18 protein-coding genes are annotated in these 16529 nt (G+C 72.0%); 9 read left to right on the top strand and 9 right to left on the bottom strand.

Features of this window, described 5'->3' with window-relative positions:
* Positions 1-133: 133 nt before the first annotated feature.
* Positions 134-688, bottom strand: coding sequence for a sigma-70 family RNA polymerase sigma factor (locus IE142_RS10630; protein ID WP_191885462.1), 555 nt, complete (start codon positions 686-688; stop codon positions 134-136).
* 296 nt (positions 689-984) lie between these two features.
* Between IE142_RS10630 and IE142_RS10625 the strand changes: the two genes are divergently transcribed.
* Entirely contained in the window at positions 985-2139 is a 1155-nt protein-coding gene (locus IE142_RS10625; RefSeq protein WP_191885461.1) for a CapA family protein, read from the top strand.
* Between the two features lie 19 nt (positions 2140-2158).
* Here the strand turns inward: IE142_RS10625 and IE142_RS10620 are convergent, their stop codons facing one another.
* Positions 2159-2632, bottom strand: coding sequence for a MarR family winged helix-turn-helix transcriptional regulator (locus IE142_RS10620; RefSeq protein WP_191885460.1), 474 nt, complete (start codon positions 2630-2632; stop codon positions 2159-2161).
* A gap of 57 nt (positions 2633-2689) precedes the next feature.
* Here IE142_RS10620 and IE142_RS10615 point away from each other — a divergent pair, with 57 nt between their 5' ends.
* Positions 2690-3508, top strand: coding sequence for an alpha/beta fold hydrolase (locus IE142_RS10615; protein ID WP_191885459.1), 819 nt, complete (start codon positions 2690-2692; stop codon positions 3506-3508).
* On the opposite strand, the gene IE142_RS10610 is transcribed toward IE142_RS10615, so the two are convergent.
* Together IE142_RS10610 and IE142_RS10605 are read right to left on the bottom strand one after the other, a co-directional pair.
* Complete coding sequence (locus IE142_RS10610; RefSeq protein ID WP_191885458.1) at positions 3505-4920, bottom strand: amino acid permease; 1416 nt, start codon at positions 4918-4920, stop codon at positions 3505-3507. The two genes, IE142_RS10615 and IE142_RS10610, sit on opposite strands and share 4 nt — an antisense overlap.
* Before the next feature lie 102 nt (positions 4921-5022).
* Positions 5023-5484, bottom strand: coding sequence for a universal stress protein (locus IE142_RS10605; RefSeq protein ID WP_191885457.1), 462 nt, complete (start codon positions 5482-5484; stop codon positions 5023-5025).
* Positions 5485-5594: 110 nt separating this feature from the next.
* Here IE142_RS10605 and IE142_RS10600 point away from each other — a divergent pair, with 110 nt between their 5' ends.
* Positions 5595-6431, top strand: coding sequence for a polysaccharide deacetylase family protein (locus tag IE142_RS10600; protein ID WP_191885456.1), 837 nt, complete (start codon positions 5595-5597; stop codon positions 6429-6431).
* Between the two features lie 30 nt (positions 6432-6461).
* Here IE142_RS10600 and IE142_RS10595 read toward each other — a convergent pair whose 3' ends face one another.
* Positions 6462-7127: a class F sortase gene (locus IE142_RS10595; RefSeq protein WP_191885455.1), complete on the bottom strand. Its 666-nt coding sequence runs from the start codon at positions 7125-7127 to the stop codon at positions 6462-6464.
* 331 nt (positions 7128-7458) lie between these two features.
* On the opposite strand from IE142_RS10595, the gene IE142_RS10590 reads away from it, so the two are divergent.
* Positions 7459-7953 carry a hypothetical protein gene (locus IE142_RS10590; protein WP_179342814.1) on the top strand — a complete coding sequence of 165 codons (495 nt, stop codon included), beginning with the start codon at positions 7459-7461 and terminating at the stop codon, positions 7951-7953.
* Positions 7954-8118: 165 nt separating this feature from the next.
* Here the strand turns inward: IE142_RS10590 and IE142_RS10585 are convergent, their stop codons facing one another.
* The 3 genes from IE142_RS10585 to IE142_RS37345 form a co-directional block, all read right to left on the bottom strand.
* Positions 8119-8640 carry a hypothetical protein gene (locus tag IE142_RS10585; RefSeq protein WP_191885454.1) on the bottom strand — a complete coding sequence of 174 codons (522 nt, stop codon included), beginning with the start codon at positions 8638-8640 and terminating at the stop codon, positions 8119-8121.
* Between the two features lie 199 nt (positions 8641-8839).
* Positions 8840-9604, bottom strand: a complete 765-nt coding sequence (locus IE142_RS10580) for a bestrophin-like domain (protein ID WP_191885453.1) — start codon at positions 9602-9604, stop codon at positions 8840-8842.
* 16 nt (positions 9605-9620) lie between these two features.
* On the bottom strand, positions 9621-9752 hold the full coding sequence (locus IE142_RS37345) for a hypothetical protein (protein ID WP_043386335.1): 132 nt from the start codon (positions 9750-9752) through the stop codon (positions 9621-9623).
* Positions 9753-9780: 28 nt separating this feature from the next.
* Between IE142_RS37345 and IE142_RS36490 the strand changes: the two genes are divergently transcribed.
* The 4 genes from IE142_RS36490 to rmdA all read left to right on the top strand — a co-directional run bounded on the left by IE142_RS36490 (position 9781) and on the right by rmdA (position 14678).
* Positions 9781-10266 carry a hypothetical protein gene (locus tag IE142_RS36490; protein WP_229830328.1) on the top strand — a complete coding sequence of 162 codons (486 nt, stop codon included), beginning with the start codon at positions 9781-9783 and terminating at the stop codon, positions 10264-10266.
* Positions 10267-10518: 252 nt separating this feature from the next.
* Positions 10519-11469 carry an SCO0930 family lipoprotein gene (locus IE142_RS10570; RefSeq protein WP_191885521.1) on the top strand — a complete coding sequence of 317 codons (951 nt, stop codon included), beginning with the start codon at positions 10519-10521 and terminating at the stop codon, positions 11467-11469.
* A 255-nt stretch (positions 11470-11724) separates the two neighbouring features.
* Positions 11725-12537, top strand: a complete 813-nt coding sequence (locus IE142_RS10565) for an SAM-dependent methyltransferase (protein WP_043386341.1) — start codon at positions 11725-11727, stop codon at positions 12535-12537.
* Positions 12534-14678 carry a cyclic Di-GMP phosphodiesterase RmdA gene (gene rmdA / locus IE142_RS10560; protein WP_191885451.1) on the top strand — a complete coding sequence of 715 codons (2145 nt, stop codon included), beginning with the start codon at positions 12534-12536 and terminating at the stop codon, positions 14676-14678. The genes IE142_RS10565 and rmdA overlap by 4 nt, the downstream gene beginning before the upstream one ends.
* Positions 14679-14841: 163 nt before the next feature.
* On the opposite strand, the gene IE142_RS10555 is transcribed toward rmdA, so the two are convergent.
* Positions 14842-15726: a LysR family transcriptional regulator gene (locus IE142_RS10555; protein WP_043386347.1), complete on the bottom strand. Its 885-nt coding sequence runs from the start codon at positions 15724-15726 to the stop codon at positions 14842-14844.
* 130 nt (positions 15727-15856) lie between these two features.
* Between IE142_RS10555 and IE142_RS10550 the strand changes: the two genes are divergently transcribed.
* Positions 15857-16528: a succinate dehydrogenase gene (locus IE142_RS10550; RefSeq protein ID WP_191885520.1), complete on the top strand. Its 672-nt coding sequence runs from the start codon at positions 15857-15859 to the stop codon at positions 16526-16528.
* Position 16529: the final 1 nt, after the last annotated feature.

Here is a 16529-nt window from a genome sequence, read left to right as displayed (position 1 = left end):
GCCTTCCTCCGGTGCGTTCGCGTCGCCCGACCCGGGTCGTGGGCCCCCGTCCGGAACACGGATGAGGACAGCCGATTACTCAACCGGGGTCCTGGGCAAGGCGCTTTACGGAGGCTTGACCATACGATCGGTTTCACCGCAGGTCGGCGGCGTATCCCGGTAGCACCCTGCGCAGGGCTCGCAGCGCGTAGTACGCGCGGGACTTCACGGTACCGGGTGGGATGCCCAGGGCCGCCGCGGCTTCCGCCACACTCGCCCCCTGGAAGTACACCAGCACCAGAACTTGACGGTGTTCCGGAGTGAGTGTCTTCACAGCCTCGCGCACATCCAGGGCGGCGGCGGCCCGTTCGGCGTGATCGGCGCAGACCCGGGCGTTCTCCAGCACGGCGTCGCCGACCTCCGCGGGCCGCGCCTGCCGGGCCCGGCGCGCGTCGATCGCCAGGCGCCTGGCCACCGTGAGCAGCCAGGGCCGTACTGAGTCGAAGTCGTCGGCGCGCAGGGCCTCGGGGTGCTGCCAGGCGCGCACCAGGGTCTCCTGCACGAGATCCTCGGCGCGCTGCCGGTCTCCGTCGCTGAGCCGCAGCAGCAGCGCGAAGAGCGGCCGGCCGTGCTCGCGCTGCAGTGCGGCGAGCTCGTGCTCGGCGGTCGTCTTGCTCGTCCTGTCGATCAGGGTGGTTCCGGCCGTCATGGCCGTATGGCACCGCAGGGGGCCGTCCGGTGACAGGGCGCGCGCACGGGTGTGCGACGGACGGTCGATCGCGTCGACGAACGGTTCGACGAACGGTCGGCGCACCCGGTCCGAACAATTCACGCACTTCGTCCGAGCGGTCGGCGTACCCGGTCCGAGCGGCGGAACACCCCGTTCGCGCACGCCGGACGGGCTAATGAGCGTGTCGGAGCCGCCCGGGACCCCGCGAGCCCATTACCTGTTTGTAGGTAAATGTGACTTTCCCTCGGTGTGTGCGACCCCAGCGGAGTGAACGGATGATCACACGCAGTCGGCAGGCGGCCCTGGCCCTGACCGCCCTTCTCACCCTGGGCGCGGCCTGCCAGGCCCGCGACCACGAACCGCCGAAGCCACCGGCTCCGGCCCCGTCCGCCGCGGACACCGGCGCCTTCACCCTGGTCGCCTCCGGCGACGTCCTGCCCCACGACTCGATCATCGACCGGGCCCGCTTCGACGCGGGCGGCAGGGGCTACGACTTCCGCCCCATGCTGGCCGGTGCCCGACCCGTCGTCTCACGCGCCGACCTGGCCCTGTGCCACATGGAGACCGTGTACGGCGCGAACGGCGACTACAGCGGCTACCCCCTCTTCAGGTCCCCGCCGGAAGTGGCCGAGGCGCTGGCCGCCACCGGCTACGACGGCTGTTCCACCGCCTCCAACCACAGCGTCGACGACGGAGCCGACGGCATCCGCCGCACCCTGGACGCCTTCGACCGCGCCGGTGTACGGCACGCCGGGACGGCGCGCTCGGAGGCCGAGGCGCACACCACGACCGTCCTGCGCGCGGGCCGGGCCGAGGTCGCCCACCTCGCCTACACACTCCACACCAACGGCCACCCGCTGCCCGACGGGCAGCCCTGGGCGGTCGACATGATCGACGAGGAGCGGATCGTCGAGGACTCCCGGGCCGCCCGGGAGGCCGGCGCGGACGTCGTCGTCGTGTCCCTGCACTGGGGCACCGAATGGCAGGACGAGCCCGACCGGGACCAGTTGGCGCTGGCCCGTAGCCTGACCGCCGCCCGTACCGGCGATCGCCCCGACATCGACCTGATCCTCGGCACCCACGCCCACGTTCCCCAGGCGTATGAGAAGGTCAACGGCACCTGGGTGGTCTACGGGATGGGCGACCAGATCGCGGGCGAGATGATCAACGACGCGGGCGAACGCGACCCGCGCGGCAACCAGTCGACCATCGGCCGCTTCACCTTCACCCCGCCCGCCCGGCCCGGTGAACGCTGGCGGGTGGCGAAGGCCGAGTTCGTCCCGCAGCTCTTCGACGTCGACGCGGGACGGGTGGTGAACCTCAACCGCGCGCTGGAGGAGGGCGCCGAGGTGCGGGCCGTGCGCGACCGCATCCGCGACGTCGTGCTCAGCCGGGGCGCGGCCGAGGACGGGCTGGTGATGGGGGAGTAGGGCGGGGCCGCCGCGCGTGTCAGGCGTCGTCCACGTGGTCCAGCGCCGTCAGCATCGCCCCGAGCACCCGCCGGCAGGTGGCGACGTCGGCGTCGGTGAGGTCGCCGCCGACGTCGCGCAGCAGCCGGTGCTCCCGGTCCAGCACGGCGGCGATGGTGTCCTGTCCGGGGCCGGTCAGCCGGATCAGCGACGACCGTCGGTGCGCCGGGTTCGGGATGCTCTCCACCAGGCCCAGCGCCGCGCCCTCGTTGACCATGCGCTGCACGAACTGACGGCTGATCGCCTGGGCCCGGCCCATCTGCGGCACGGTCATCGGCCCGTTGCGGTGCAGCAGCGTCAGCACGGCACGGACTCCGACGGACAGGCCGTCGGCGGCCAGGCCCTGCTCGACACTGCGCTGCGCACGCCGGTAGAGGGGGCCGACCAGATCGTAGACCTCGGTGAGGCGCCGGGCGAGCGCGTCCGGCGGGAGGGGGGTGTCGGTGTCCTTCACCCCTTCATCATGACACCTGGGTTGCCAAATCGGGCCCGAAATGACACCTTGGTTGTCATGAATGCTGCTTCGGATCTGCGCTTCTTCACCTCCTCGGACGGGGAACTCGCCTACGGTGACGCCGGGGCCGGGGACCTGGTCGTGCTGCTGCACTCCGGATTCGTCGACCACCGCGTGTTCGAGGCCCAGATCCCGGCTCTCGCTTCCGCCGGATACCGCGTGATCGCGCCCGATGTCCGCGGTCACGGTGCCTCGGCCAACGCCACCCGGCCGTTCCGCTGGGCCGACGACCTCGCCGCCCTGCTGCGCCACCTCGACGCCGGGCCCGCGGCGTTGGTCGGTGTCTCCATGGGCGGGGCCATCGCCACCGACACGGTGCTGGAGCACCCGGAGCTGGTCCGTGCGGTGGTGGTCTCGGGAGCGGCCACCAGCGAGTTCGAGTACACCGACCCCTGGGTGCGGCAGGTGCAGGCCGAGCAGGCCCGCGCGCTGGGGGCGAGTGACGTCGAGGGCTGGGTCGCCGCCTTCCTGCGCTTCGTGCCCGGCGAGCACCGCACCCTCGACGACGTCGACCCCGCCGTCCTGACCCGGCTGCGCGAGATGGCCCTCGGCACCCTCGCCAAGCACACCCCGGACGAGGAGAACCACCACGTGCCGATGACCGACACCTGGTCCCGCGTCCCGAAGATCGACGTCCCGGTCCTCACGGTCAACGGCGCGCTGGACGCGCCCGACCTGATCGCCGAGGCGGAACGGCTCGCCCGCACGGTCCCGGACGGCCGCTGCGCCACTGTGGAAGGCACCGCGCACTACCCCAACATGGAGCGCCCGGACGCCTTCAACGCGATCGTCACCGGCTTCCTCGGCAGCCTCTAACGCCGCCGCGCCAGCTCCGACTTCCGGTACGAGTACCCGAAGTAGATCACCAGGCCGACCGCGAACCACACGGCGAACCGCGCCCAGGTCTGCCAGCGCAGGAACGTGATCAGCCAGATCGAGAAGACGATGCCCAGGGCCGGCACGAACGGCATCCACGGCGTCCGGAAGGTGCGCGGCAGCTCCGGCTGCCGGTAGCGCAGCACGATCACCGCCGCGCACACCACCACGAACGCCAGCAGGATGCCGATGTTGGTCAGCTCCGCCGCCTCGCCGATCGGCAGGAACCCGGCGATCAGCGCCGACGCGACCCCGACGATCCAGGTCACCCGGGTCGGCACGTGCCGCGTCGGGTGCGTCTTGGCGAACCACTTGGGCAGCAGCCCGTCACGCGACATGGCGAACCACACGCGGGTGACGCCCAGCATGAACGTGAACATCACTGTCAGGATGCCGATGATCGCGCCCACCGCGATCACGTCCGCCAGACCGCTCAGCCCCACCGACTTGAACGCCGTCGAGAAGCCGCTCTCCGGGTCGACTTCCTTGTAGTTCTGCATGCCGGTCAGCACCAGACAGGCCGCCACGTACAGCACCATCGAGATGATCAGCGAGTAGATGATCGCCTTCGGCATGTGGCGCTGGGCGTCCTTCGACTCCTCGGCCGCCGTCGACATCGCGTCGTATCCGAAGACCGCGAAGAACACCGTCGCCGCGCCCGTGAACGCCCCGCCGACCCCGTACGGGAAGAACGGGTCGTAGTTCGTCGTGTCGATGTGGAAGATGCCGACCGCGATCACCAGCAGCACCACCAGCACCTTCAGCACCACCACGACCATCTCGAACCGGGCCGCGTTCTCGATGCCCAGGTTCAACAGGTACGCGATGAGCAGGCAGAGCAGCGCGGCGAACAGGTCGACCTTGTGACCGTCGCCGGTGCCGGGCGCGCCCAGCATCCAGTTCGGGATGTCCGCGCCCATCTCCCCGACCAGGAAGCTGAAGTAGCCGGAGATGCCGATCGCGACCACCGCCACGATCGCCGTGTACTCCAGGAGCAGGTCCCAGCCGATGAACCAGCCCGCCAGCTCACCGAGGACCACGTAACCGTAGGTGTAGGCGGAGCCCGCCTTCGGGATCATCCCGGCGAACTCGGCGTACGACAGGGCCGCCGCGGCGCTCGCGACGCCCGCGACGAGGAAGGAGACGAGGACCGCCGGTCCCGCCGTGCCGTTGGCCACCGTGCCGGCCAGGGTGAAGATGCCCGCCCCGATGATGCCGCCCACGCCGATAGCGGTCAGCTGCCACAGCCCCAGCGTCCGCTGCAGGCCCGTTCCCCCGCCGCCCTCGGTAGCTTCGATCTGCTCGATCGGTTTGCGGCGGAGAACGCCCTCGCCCGTACGGAACCCGGCCATGCGCCTCACCTCTTTGTGGACGGCAAACGGCTGACGGTGGATCATGATGACTCACACACGCCCGCGACGGAAGCGACGACGCACACGCCACTCCGACAGGAGTCACGGCACCACGGTCACCGGCCAGCGCCCCGCCTTCACCAGCCGCACCGCGACCGAGCCCACGATCCGGTGCCCGGCCTGCTCGGAGGCGCCCACGACGACGGCGTCGGCCTTCAGATCGTCGGCCGCCTTCACCAGGCCGTTGTACGGGTCGCCGCGGAAGGTGTGGAACTCCCAGCGCACGTCGAATATCCCCTTGACCCGCTCGGCCGCCTCCCGGATGTGCGCCACCAGGTCCTCGGCGATCTCGTCGGTCGTCCCCGCCACCGGCGCCCCGAGCGCCGTACCCGCCGCCAGCACCGGCTGCACGTACACGACGGCGAGCAGCGCGCGCTGCCGCCGGGCCAGACCGCCGGCGTAGGCCGCGGCCCGCAGCGAGGAGTCGGACCCGTCCACCCCGACGACGATGACCTTCGGCCCGTCCGTGCCCCGCTCGAACCGCTGGGCGTGCTGCTCCGTCACGCGGCGAGGTTATCGGAGTCACTCCCGATCTTGGCCCGTGCGGGTGGTTCCGTGCAGCCGCACCGGTGTTTCTCAAGTGCGCCGGACCCCCGCCGGGCGACTGATGAGTCATGCAGAAGGATCAGTTGTTCACCCGGCGTCGCGCACTGCTGGCCGGCGTCACGGCAGTCGGAGCGGTCGGCACCGCCGGCGCGTTCGCGGTGGGCTCGGGGGGTGGACCGGCCCCGTCGGCCGCGCCCGCCCCGGGCCCCGCGGCGCACCGCCCGCTCAAGCCGTCCGCCTACCGCCTCCAGCCTCTGACCGGATACGGCGCGCCCCGGGACGCGCTCCGGCGGCCACCGGTGCGCAGCGAGCCGATCCTGCGCATCTCCGGCCGGGGCCGCGTCATGATGCTCACCTTCGACGACGGCCCCGACCCCCGCTACACCCCGGACATCCTGGACACGCTGGCCGAGTACGGCGTGCGCGCCACGTTCTTCGTCTGCGGGGAGATGGCGGACTACAACCGGGACCTGCTGTCCCGCATGGCCGACGAGGGACACGTCGTCGGCAACCACACCTGGTCCCACCCCCTGCTGACCCGGCTGACCCGGCGCCGCATCCGCACCGAGATGGAGCGTACGAGCGAGGTCGTCGAGCAGGCCTATGGCGAACCGCCCCTCTGGTTCCGGGCCCCCTACGGGGCGTGGAACCGCGCCGCCTTCCAGCTCGGCGCGGAGCTGGGCATGGAACCGCTCGCCTGGACCGTGGACACCCTCGACTGGACCACCCCCGGCACCGGCACCATCGTCGAGCGGGTCGAGGACGGCGCCGCCCCCGGCGTCGTGGTGCTCTCGCACGACGCCGGGGGCGACCGCTCGCAGAGCGTCCGGGCCCTGCGCAGGTACCTTCCCGAGCTGCTGGACTCCGGCTACCACCTCACCGTCCCCCGCCGTCGGTTCGTCTGATCCCCGGCGCGCCCGCGGGCCGGGGCCCGCTCAGCGGACCTCGGTCATGCGGGCGAAGGCCACGACGTTCCCCTCGTAGCCGTTCTGCTTGGAGAAACCCCCGCCGCAGGTGATGACCCGCAGTTCAGGGCTTCCCTTGGACGCGTACACCCGGTCGCCGGGGAAGTCGTCCTTCGCGAACACCTCGATGCCGTAGATCTCGAAGACCGCCGTCTTCCCGTCCTGGCGGTGCACCTCGACCTCGTTCCCCTTCTTGAGGGCCCCGAGTCCGTAGAAGACGGCTGGCCCCTGCTGGTTGTCGACGTGGCCGACCACGACCGCGGTGCCCTTCTCGCCCGGGGTGACCGCGCCGGTGAACCAGCCCGCCAGGTTCGGGTCCTCGGGGGGCGGCGCGTCGATCCAGCCCTCGGCGTCGAGACCGACCGACATGACCGGCGCGTCGACCTGGATGGCGGGGATGCCGACCCGGTCGGGTACCGAGTACGGCAGCGGGGCGAGACCCGTGGCCGCGCCGTTGTCGTCCGCGACGCGGGTGTCCGAGGCGGCGGCCGACGTCGGCTGCGGCGGACCCTGGTCGAATTCCCCCGAACCGTTCCGGATGAGCGCGAGTCCGGTCAGCAGAACAAGCGCTATCACGCCCCAGGGAGCGCGCTTCCTGCGCCGCTCCTCCTCTTCGGCCCACTCGGACGCGTCCATTGGCCATCCCCTCTCGGCCCGGCCGTCGCCGTGTCGTTCGCGCATACGGGCACGCTAAGCGCCACGCGCCCGACCGGCGACGGGGCGGTGGCGAACGGGTGGCGGGAGCGTCCTTCGGTGAGCCATCCGGGATTCGGCCGAATGGAATTCGCTGACGGTGCGTGACCTGCGGCGATATCGGCCCGCGCGGTTTCGGCCCCGTACACCGCTCACCAGGACGGACCATTCCCGAAATGCGGCCCCGGGCAGGGCAACTGAGGGTCATTCCGGGAGGCGCTTTCTCGCCGATCGACCGGGGACGGGTCCCGGGGCGTCTTCCGCGGAGGATCACATGCGCAACACTCGTGCCCTCGCGGCAGCCGGCGCCGCGGTCGCTGTCCTCGGGCTGGCCGCCCCCACGGCCACCGCGGGCGGCGACCACAACCAGCCGAGCAACATCGTCGCCCTGCCCAGCGTGATCGCCCGCGGCGGCCAGATGACCGTCACGGTCGACGGTTGCCCCCAGGGTGGCACAATGACCTCGGACGCCTTCCGGACGACCCACCTGACCCCGGTCAGGGGAGCCAACGAGACGTCCAAGGGCACCGCCACCATCAAGCAGGACGCCCGTCCGGGCTCGTACGACATCACCGTCAACTGCTCGGGCAGGCGCCTGACGCGTCCGGCCGCCTTCACCGTCATCGGCGGCGTCCGCGGTGGCATCGGCGGCAGCAGCACCAGCGGGGCGACGTCGGCCGACATCGCGATCGGCGGCGGGCTCGTCGCCGCGGCCGTCGCCGGCGGCGGCCTGTTCTGGATGCGCCGACGCGCCGAGCGCCGCATCTGACCCGCCCCGGCACGTCACCGTACGGGACCCGCCTTCGGAAGGTGGGCCCGTCCGGTCTCTCCTTCCCACCGCGCGTCGGCGTCGCACGGCCGGTTCGCGCACCGTCCCGACAGGACTTCGCCCCGGGCCCTTCGCGGGTCCGGGGCGAAGTCCTGTCGGGGACGTTCAGGTCGCGTCCTCGCCGGAGCGGCGGCGCGAGAGGTGGTACGCCGCGCCGACCGAGCCCGCGATGAGCAGGGCGCCGAGCCCGATCTCCTTCACGTCGAACCCCGCGACGCTGCCGCCCTCACCGGCGTGGACGCCCTTGTCGGGGTGGCGGGGGTGGTGCGTGGGGTGGCCGGAGTGGCCGCCCGCGATGGTCAGGTTCAAGGTCTCGGACCTGCCGTCACAGGCGAACTTCACCTCGTAGACCGCCCCGCGCCTCGCGTCCCGGTCGACCTGCGCCGTCGCCGAGTACTCGTGCCGCGGGATGGTGACCGTGTCGAAGACGGGCGACGACACGGTGACGCGCCCCTTGCAGCCGCCCGCCCCGCGGCCCACTCCCAGCGTCACCTCGTCGCCCGGTGCCACGGTGGCCGGGGAAAGGGTGAAGCCGTACGTGCCGCCCGGGGCTGCTCCGGCCGGTACACAGGCGGAGAGGGCGGCGACGCCCAGCAGTGCGACCGAGGCGGCGGGTATCGCGCGCATGGTGAATCCTCCGGGTCCCCGAGGAGCGGCGGGCGGACCTGTTCCGCTCGCGCCAGGAATGCACCTCGATGCCCGAAACGCTAGGAAGCCGGAGGAGCCGGCGCGATCGCAGTCGCGCGAATGGGGGCAGATGTGTGGGCCGCTCAGGGGACACCGACGGCGTGTCGGGTGTCCCCCGGCGGTTCCCCGGTGCCGGGTCTCAGTCCTTCACCCCGGGGAAGAGGTTCAGGAACGGGTCGGTCGACGCCGCCACACCGCGGCTGAACGGTGCGTCGAAGTCCCAGATGAGGAAGAGCAGGAAGGCGATCAGCGCGGAGAACAGCCCGGCGAGGATGAGTTCGCGCGCCGTGCGCTGGATCTGCAGGGCGAAGACCATCCCGACCGTGACGACGCCCCCCGTGATGAGGCCGAACCACACCACGCCCGGCATCGTCGCCCCGGTCGACTCCGCCCGGGCGATGCGGGCCTGGTCCGCGACGGCCACCTGGTCGACGAGCGGCTGGTACGCCTGGGCCTCGAAGTCCGACTTCGGCTCGTAGTCCGTGACGTCCGCGCGGACGCGGTCGAGGAGCTCGGTGCCGCGCTCGGTCACCTCGCCCCGGTCGGCCATCACCTTCCACTCGGTGGTGACGACGTGTCCGACATAGGCGTTGACATCCTCCCGGATGCGGTCGCGGACGTCGGGCGGATAGGCCCGGACGCGTTCCGAGATCTCGTGCAGCGCGACCGCCTCCGCCTGGACGTGGTCCTGGGCGGCGCTGCGCGCCTCCCAGACACCCGCGATGGCCAGACCCAGGACGATGGCGTACACCACCCCGATCCACATCGTCATGTACTCGATGACGTCCGGGGTCTCGGTGATGTCCTCGTCGTCGGACGCCCGGCGGTGCCGCACGACGGTGATGATGACCACCACGACACCGGCGGCCACCATCGCGAGGGTGAGAACAAGCCATTCCGGCAAGACAGGCTCCAGGGGATCAGCGCGCACGGAGCGCGGCCACGGCGACCACCGCGGGCACCGTGATGAGCAGGACGAAGACGAGCGGCGAGGTGGCCCCGCGGGACGACCGCTGCTGCGGCCGGGCTGTGCGGTAGCGCGGGTAGTGCACCGGGCTCAGTGTCGGCCGGGGCGTGGGCGTGACCGACGGGGTGGGCGCGGGCGGCGCCGGCCGCTCCGGTACGGGGGCGGGCGCCGGCGGAAGGGTCGGGGTCGGTGTCGGCGTGGGCCGCTGCGGTGCCGGTCGAGGGGGCGGCGCGGGAGGCGGCGGCTCGGGTCTCGGGGCGGGCGGCGCCGGTGGCTCCGGTTCGGGCTCCGGTGCGGGTGGTGGCGGTGGCGGTGGCGGGGGAGTGGGCTTCGGTGGTGGTGGCGCGGGCGTCGGTGGCGGGGCGGGCGGAGGCGTCGGTGAGAGCTCGGGGCACGCCGGGAAGGTGGGCCAGGTGCCGCTCCCGGCGATCGCCACGGCGTCGATGCCGCCCGGCCCCGTCGAGGCGTACGCGCAGGCGTCCGCCCGCGCCGGGCCGACCGGTGTGCCGACGAGCGTGAACGTCAGCGTCACCAGGGCCAACACGCGTCCGGCGCAGGCGGATCGGGTCGGTTCGGGTCCATGCACGAGCAGATCATGAGGCCCGCACGAGCCGGAACAGTCCCGATTACCGGACGATTGACCCGAAGGGGGTAAGGGGGTCGGTCGGGGGTTTGACCAGCGCAGCTCGGCTCGTGCCCAGGTCGTACCCGTGTACGGCGCCGCCGGGCCGGGCCGACCCGGGAAAGAAACCGCGCCCCGATTGAACACAACCGGCGCCGGCGTGCGTACCCAGTGTCGTGCGGCGGCGCGACGCCGCCTCCAACACCTTCGTGACGATCGGGGATTGACGATGAAGACCTCCTGGCGGAGCGCCTCACTCGTGGCGAGCGCTGCGGCGGTGCTGGCGCTGACGACGGCGTGCGGCCAGGACGGCGGCGGTGCCACCGGCAGCCGGAACGTGAGCGCCACGGCGGCGCCCGGAGACGTCGGCGACATCGGCGCCGGGGCCGGCGAGGGGCTGGGCACCGGCACCGGCGCGGGCGCGCAGGCGTCGGCGAACGCGCTGGAGCCCGCGGGCAAGCTGTCCGTCTCCACCGACGCCGAGATCGGTGAGCTGGTGACCGACGGGGCCGGACGCACCCTCTACCGTTTCGACGAGGACACCGCCAAGCCGCCCGAGACGACGTGCGAGGGCGACTGCGCCACCGCCTGGCCGCCCGTACCCGCCGACGACGCGCTGGCCGGCGAGGGCGTCGACAAGGCGCTGCTGGGCGAGGTCGCCCGGCCCGACGGCACCAAGCAGCTGACCATCGGCGGCTGGCCCGCCTACCGCTACGCCAAGGACGCGGCCGCCGGCGACGTCAAGGGCCAAGGCGTGGGCGGCAAGTGGTACGCGCTCGCCGCCGACGGCAAGAAGGCCAAGGCGGACGACCTGCCCGGACTGTCCACCCGCGACGACCCGAAGCTCGGCGAGATCGTCGTCGACCTGAACGGTATGACCGTCTACCGCTTCATGAAGGACGAGGCCTGGCCGGAGCCGGTGTCGGCGTGCACCGGCGAGTGCCTGGAGAAGTGGCCGGTCGTGGCGCCCGTGGAACCCGACGACACCGAGGGCGTCGTGAAGAAGGACCTGATGACCTTCACCCGGCCCGACGGGGCCGAACAGCAGACGGTCGACTGCTGGCCCGTCTACACCTTCGCCGGTGACAGGAAGCCCGGCGACACCGACGGCCAGGGTGTCGGCGGCACCTGGTACGCCGTCTCGCCCGACGGAAAGCCGGTCGGCGCGCCGAAGAAGTAGCGGCCTCCCGCCCGTCACCCTCCGGCGCGCGACCGAGGGCCGTCCCCTCCGCACCCAGGCGCAGGGGACGGCCCCGTTCGCGTGTCGTGCCGTGGCCCCCGACTCCTCGGCTCGCTCCGGCTCGTCCTGGCACCTGGCACGTGCCCCAGGCAGTGACCGGGAACGGACGGTCAATTTCCGGTTCGGCTCGCCCGTTTGGCGGGCGATCAGTAGCCTCAGCTCGAACACCGGATCGCCTATGCCTTGGAGAGCTAGATGGAGCGTCCCGCCTGGGCCCCTCGCAGCATCGACATCTCGGTGCCCAGCGTGTCCCGGATCTACGACTTCTACCTGGGCGGTTCGCACAACTTCGAGGTCGACCGGGAAGCGGCCCGCAAGGCCATGGAGTTCATGCCGGGACTCCCCAAGATCATGCAGGCGAACCGGGCGTTCATGCGCCGCGCCGTGCGCTTCGCCGCCGCCGAGGGCATCGACCAGTTCCTGGACATCGGCTCCGGTATTCCCACCTTCGGCAACGTCCACGAGGTGGCCGCGGGCAGCCGCCCCGGCTCCCGCGTCGTCTACGTCGACCACGATCCGGTGGCGGTCGCGCACAGCCAGGCCGTGCTGGCGGGCAACGACGACGCGGACGTGGTGGCCGCCGACCTCCTGAAGCCGCAGGAGATCCTCTCCAGCCCCCAGGTGGAGCGGCTGATCGACCTGAATCGGCCGGTGGCGCTGCTGTTGGTTGCCATACTGCACTTCGTGGAAGACGCGGACGACCCGTACGGGGCGGTGGCCGAGCTGAGCGACGCGCTCGCACCCGGCAGCCTGCTCGTCCTCACGCACGCCTCGTACGAGGGGATCCCCCTGCCCGCCGAGCGGGCCGGGGGCGCGGTGGACGTGTACAAGGACATCCGCAATCCGCTGATCATGCGCTCGCGCGACGAGATCGCGCGGTTCTTCGAGGGGTACGACATGGTGGAGCCCGGGCTGGTGCCGATGCCGCGCTGGCGGCCGGAGGGGGCACCGGAGGAAGAGGACCCTTACGCGTTCTCCGGGTTCGCCGGCGTGGGGCGTACGGCGTGACGGCACAGCCGGGCGGGCCGGAGGACAGACTGCGACGGTTCGCGACCATCTGGAGCCGGGCGGTCTTCCCGGTGACCTCGACGTCGTCGACCCGGCCCGAGTTCGAGGAACAACTGCTGCCGCTGGCCCGCAGACTGCGCCGAGCGCTGCGGGCCCGGAGCTTCGACGCCGACGAGGCCCAAGCGGTCGGCGCCGCGCTCGTCGACGCCCACTGCACCGACCCCGAGGCGCTCGCCCGAACCCTGGACTGCGTGGACGCCTACCTGGTGCTCTACTGCGGCGAGGACGGCGACCCCGAGGACCTGCGGGCCCGTTCGGCCCGGCTCCAGCACGCCATGGCGGCCGGGTTCGCCGGGGCACTGCGCGCCCGGACCCTGACCGAACAGGAGGCCATCGCCCAGGCCGCACTGAAGGCGCAGGGCGTGGTGGCGGAGGCCCTGCACGCCAGCGAGGCCCGCTTCCGCGCGGTCTTCGAGGGCGCCGCCATAGGCATCGGCATCGCCGACCTGGACGGCAACGTCCTCCAGGTCAACGGGGCGCTGATGCGCATGTTCGGCATCACCGACCGGACGATGCGCGGCCGCAAGGTCCGGGAGTGGTCGCACCCCGACGACGCGCCCCAGACCTGGCGGCTCTACGACGAGCTGGTGCGCGGCGAGCGCGAGCACTACCACGTGGAGAAGGCCTTCTACCGGCCCGACGGCACCGTCCTGTGGACCAACCTCACCGTCTCCCTCCTGCGGGACGCCGACGGCGTCCCGCAGTACCAGCTCGCGTTGATGGAGGACACCACCGAGCGCCGGCTGCTCAACCTGCGGCTGCGCTACGAGGCCACGCACGACGCGCTGACCGGCCTGCCCAACCGCAGCTTCTTCTTCGAACGCCTGGAGAAGGCCCTGAACGCGGGCCCCGGACAGCGCTTCGGCCTGTGCTACCTCGACCTCGACGGCTTCAAGGCCGTCAACGACAGCCTCGGCCACGCGGCCGGCGACCGCCTCCTCGTGGAAGTGGCGGACCGGCTGCAGGCCTGTGCCACCGCGCCCGGCGAGATGGTCGCCCGGCTCGGCGGCGACGAGTTCGTGGCGCTGACCACGGGCCCCGACACCCGGCACGAGGTGGACGAACTCGCCGGGCGCATCATGAACGCGTTGCTGGCCCCGGTCAGTGTCGACGGCCGCGAACTGACCGTGCGCGGCAGCATCGGCGTCGTCGAGGGCCCGGCGGGCGAGCGCAGCCCCGCAGAGGTGCTGCGCAGCGCCGACATCACCATGTACCGGGCCAAATCGGCGGGCGGCAACCGGTTCGAGCTGGCCGACCCGGAGGCCGACGCCCGGGTCATCACCCGCCACGGCCTGACGACCGCGCTGCCGGCCGCCCTGGAACGCGGTGAGTTCTTCATCGAGTACCAGCCGCTGGTCCACCTCGGCGACGGCAGTGTGCGCGGCGCCGAGGCACTGGTGCGCTGGCTGCACCCGCAGCACGGCGTGCTCGGCCCGGACCGCTTCATCCCCCTCGCCGAGCACACGGGGCTGATCGTTCCGCTCGGCCGCTGGGTCCTGGAACAGTCCGTGCGGCAGGCCCGCGACTGGCGGGAGCGCCACGGCGGTGCGACCACCGCCGGGCCGTTGCGCATCAACGTGAACCTCTCGCCGTGCCAGCTCACCCACCCCGGCCTGGTCCAGGACACCGTCGACATCCTGGAGCGGACGGGCGTCGCCCCCGACGCGCTGTGCCTGGAGGTGACGGAGTCGGCCCTCATCGGCGCCGACGACGACCTCCTGAAACCGCTGCGCCGCCTGGCCGAGTTGGGAGTGGACATCGCCCTCGACGACTTCGGCACCGGTTACTCCAACCTCGCCAACCTGCGCCGGCTCCCGGTGAGCGTCCTCAAGCTGGACCGCTCCTTCACCCAGAGCATGCAGCAGTTCCCGGCCGACCCCGTCGACCTCAAGATCGTCGAAGGCATCGTCGCCCTGGCCCACAGCCTCGACCTCACGGTCACCGTGGAGGGCGTGGAGACCGGCGCCCAGGCCGAGCAACTGCGCATACTCGGCTGCGACACCGCCCAGGGCTGGTACTACGCCCGCCCGGGGCCACCGGAGCGGCTGCACGAACTGGCGCTGGTCGACGCGACGGCGTAGGTCCCCTGGGTGCCTGATCACAGGCGCCCAGGGGAGCGTCCCCCAAGGGGGCGCGGGGGCTGTGGCATCATGCGGCTCCGCCGCGCGGGTGCGAGCGACCACGGATCACCCGCACCCCCGAACGGCGCTGAGCACAACGGCGCTGCCGGGCACCTCCCCGCGCTCATCTTTCCAACAGCATCCGCTGCAACTCCCGGGCCGCCCGAGGCGGAGCCACATCGCTGCGATGCGCCAGCGCGATGGTCCGGTGCAGCCCGGGACGGGCCAGCGGAGTGACCCGCAGCCCGCGTCCGGAGCGCGCCGCCACCATCCGCGGCACCACCGCCATTCCCAGCCCCGCCCGCACGAACCCCAGCACCGCGTCCATCTCCCCGCCCTCCACGGCGAAGTCCGGCTCGAAACCCTCCGCGCGGCAGGCCGCCACCGTCAGCTCCCGCAGGTCGTACCCGTGCCGGAACATCACCAGGCGCTCTCCCTCGAGGTCGGCGATGCGTACGGCGCGCCGCCCGTCGCCCGGCCGGGGGGCCTCCGGGGACGACACCACCACCAGGTCCTCCCGCAGCAGCTCCACCGTCGTCAGCGCCGGCGACGCGGTGGGCAGCGGAAGCACCACCAGCGCCAGGTCCAGCGCGCCCCGGGCCAGCTCCCGCACCAGGTCGTGCGAGCCGCCCTCCTCGATCATGAGCCGGATGCCGGGGTACCGGTCGTGGAAGGCGCGCAGCACGTCCGGCAGCAGCCCGGTGCACAGGCTCGGCGTGGCGCCCAGCCGTACCCGCCCGCGCCGCAACTGGACCAGCTCCAGCACCTCGTGCCGGGCGGTGTCCGCGTCTGCGAGGATGCGCCGGGCCAGCGGGAGCAGGGCCTCCCCGGCGTCGGTGAGGGTGATGTTGCCGCGTGCGCGCTGGAACAGATCCGCGCCCAGCTCCCGCTCCAGCGCCTTGATCTGCTGGGACAGCGACGGCTGAGCCACGTGCACCGTCTCGGCGGCCCGGGTGAAGTGCCGGGTCTCGGCGACTGCCACGAAGTACTGGAGCTGCTGCAACTGCATGAGGTCAGCTTAAGCCGTCGATAGCCGCAGCCTATGGAAACAAGGCGGACCATGTCTTGGACCGATGGCACCTCGCCCCGTAGCGTCTAGTGACATGGCTCTGGCAACGCGGACGGACCGACGGCCGTCCATGGCGCGCACCGTGTGGGACTCGACCGTCGGCAAGAAGACAGTGATGGCGGTCAGCGGGCTCGTCATGCTGCTCTACCTGGTCGTCCACATGATCGGGAACCTGAAGATCTTCTTCGGGACCGGTGAGTTCAACGGGTACGCCCACTGGCTGCGCACGGTCGGCGAGCCGTTCATGCACTACGAGTGGACGCTGTGGCTGGTCCGCGTGGTGCTGGTCGTCGCCGTCGTCGCCCACGCCGTTTCCGCGTACCAGCTCAGCCGCCGCGACATCAAGGCGCGGCCCAGCAAGTACGTGCACAAGAAGAAGCGGGCGAGCTACGCGACCCGCACCATGCGCTGGGGCGGGATCATCCTCGGCCTCTTCATCGTCTGGCACATCCTGGACCTGACCACCGGCACCGTGCACTCCGGCGGCTTCGAGACGGGCAAGCCCTACCAGAACGTCGTGGACACCTTCTCCACCTGGTACGGGAACGTCATCTACATCGTCGCCGTGCTCGCCGTCGGCATGCACGTCCGGCACGGCTTCTGGTCCGCCGCCCAGACCCTCGGCGCCGGCAGCCGCACCCGCGACCGCGCCCTGAAGACCGTCGCGAACGTCCTCGCGCTGCTGCTCACGGTGGGCTTCGTAGCCGTACCCGTGGGCGTCATGACCGGAGTGGTGAGCTGAC

This window comes from Streptomyces mutabilis, from assembly GCF_014649815.1.
Taxonomy (GTDB): domain Bacteria; phylum Actinomycetota; class Actinomycetes; order Streptomycetales; family Streptomycetaceae; genus Streptomyces; species Streptomyces mutabilis.
The sequence above is the reverse complement of the archived record's forward strand: the minus strand, read 5'-3'. Positions and strand labels throughout refer to the sequence as shown.

Bases quoted from the DNA above. Each gene is read 5' to 3' on its own strand.
- IE142_RS10630 (WP_191885462.1), bottom strand. From the start codon at position 688: ATGACGGCCGGAACCACCCTGATCGACAGGACGAGCAAGACGACCGCC.
- IE142_RS10625 (WP_191885461.1), top strand. From the start codon at position 985: ATGATCACACGCAGTCGGCAGGCGGCCCTGGCCCTGACCGCCCTTCTC.
- IE142_RS10615 (WP_191885459.1), top strand. From the start codon at position 2,690: ATGAATGCTGCTTCGGATCTGCGCTTCTTCACCTCCTCGGACGGGGAA.
- IE142_RS10610 (WP_191885458.1), bottom strand. From the start codon at position 4,920: ATGGCCGGGTTCCGTACGGGCGAGGGCGTTCTCCGCCGCAAACCGATC.
- IE142_RS10600 (WP_191885456.1), top strand. From the start codon at position 5,595: ATGCAGAAGGATCAGTTGTTCACCCGGCGTCGCGCACTGCTGGCCGGC.
- IE142_RS10595 (WP_191885455.1), bottom strand. From the start codon at position 7,127: ATGGACGCGTCCGAGTGGGCCGAAGAGGAGGAGCGGCGCAGGAAGCGC.
- IE142_RS10590 (WP_179342814.1), top strand. From the start codon at position 7,459: ATGCGCAACACTCGTGCCCTCGCGGCAGCCGGCGCCGCGGTCGCTGTC.
- IE142_RS10585 (WP_191885454.1), bottom strand. From the start codon at position 8,640: ATGCGCGCGATACCCGCCGCCTCGGTCGCACTGCTGGGCGTCGCCGCC.
- IE142_RS10570 (WP_191885521.1), top strand. From the start codon at position 10,519: ATGAAGACCTCCTGGCGGAGCGCCTCACTCGTGGCGAGCGCTGCGGCG.
- IE142_RS10565 (WP_043386341.1), top strand. From the start codon at position 11,725: ATGGAGCGTCCCGCCTGGGCCCCTCGCAGCATCGACATCTCGGTGCCC.
- IE142_RS10555 (WP_043386347.1), bottom strand. From the start codon at position 15,726: ATGCAGTTGCAGCAGCTCCAGTACTTCGTGGCAGTCGCCGAGACCCGG.
- IE142_RS10550 (WP_191885520.1), top strand. From the start codon at position 15,857: ATGGCGCGCACCGTGTGGGACTCGACCGTCGGCAAGAAGACAGTGATG.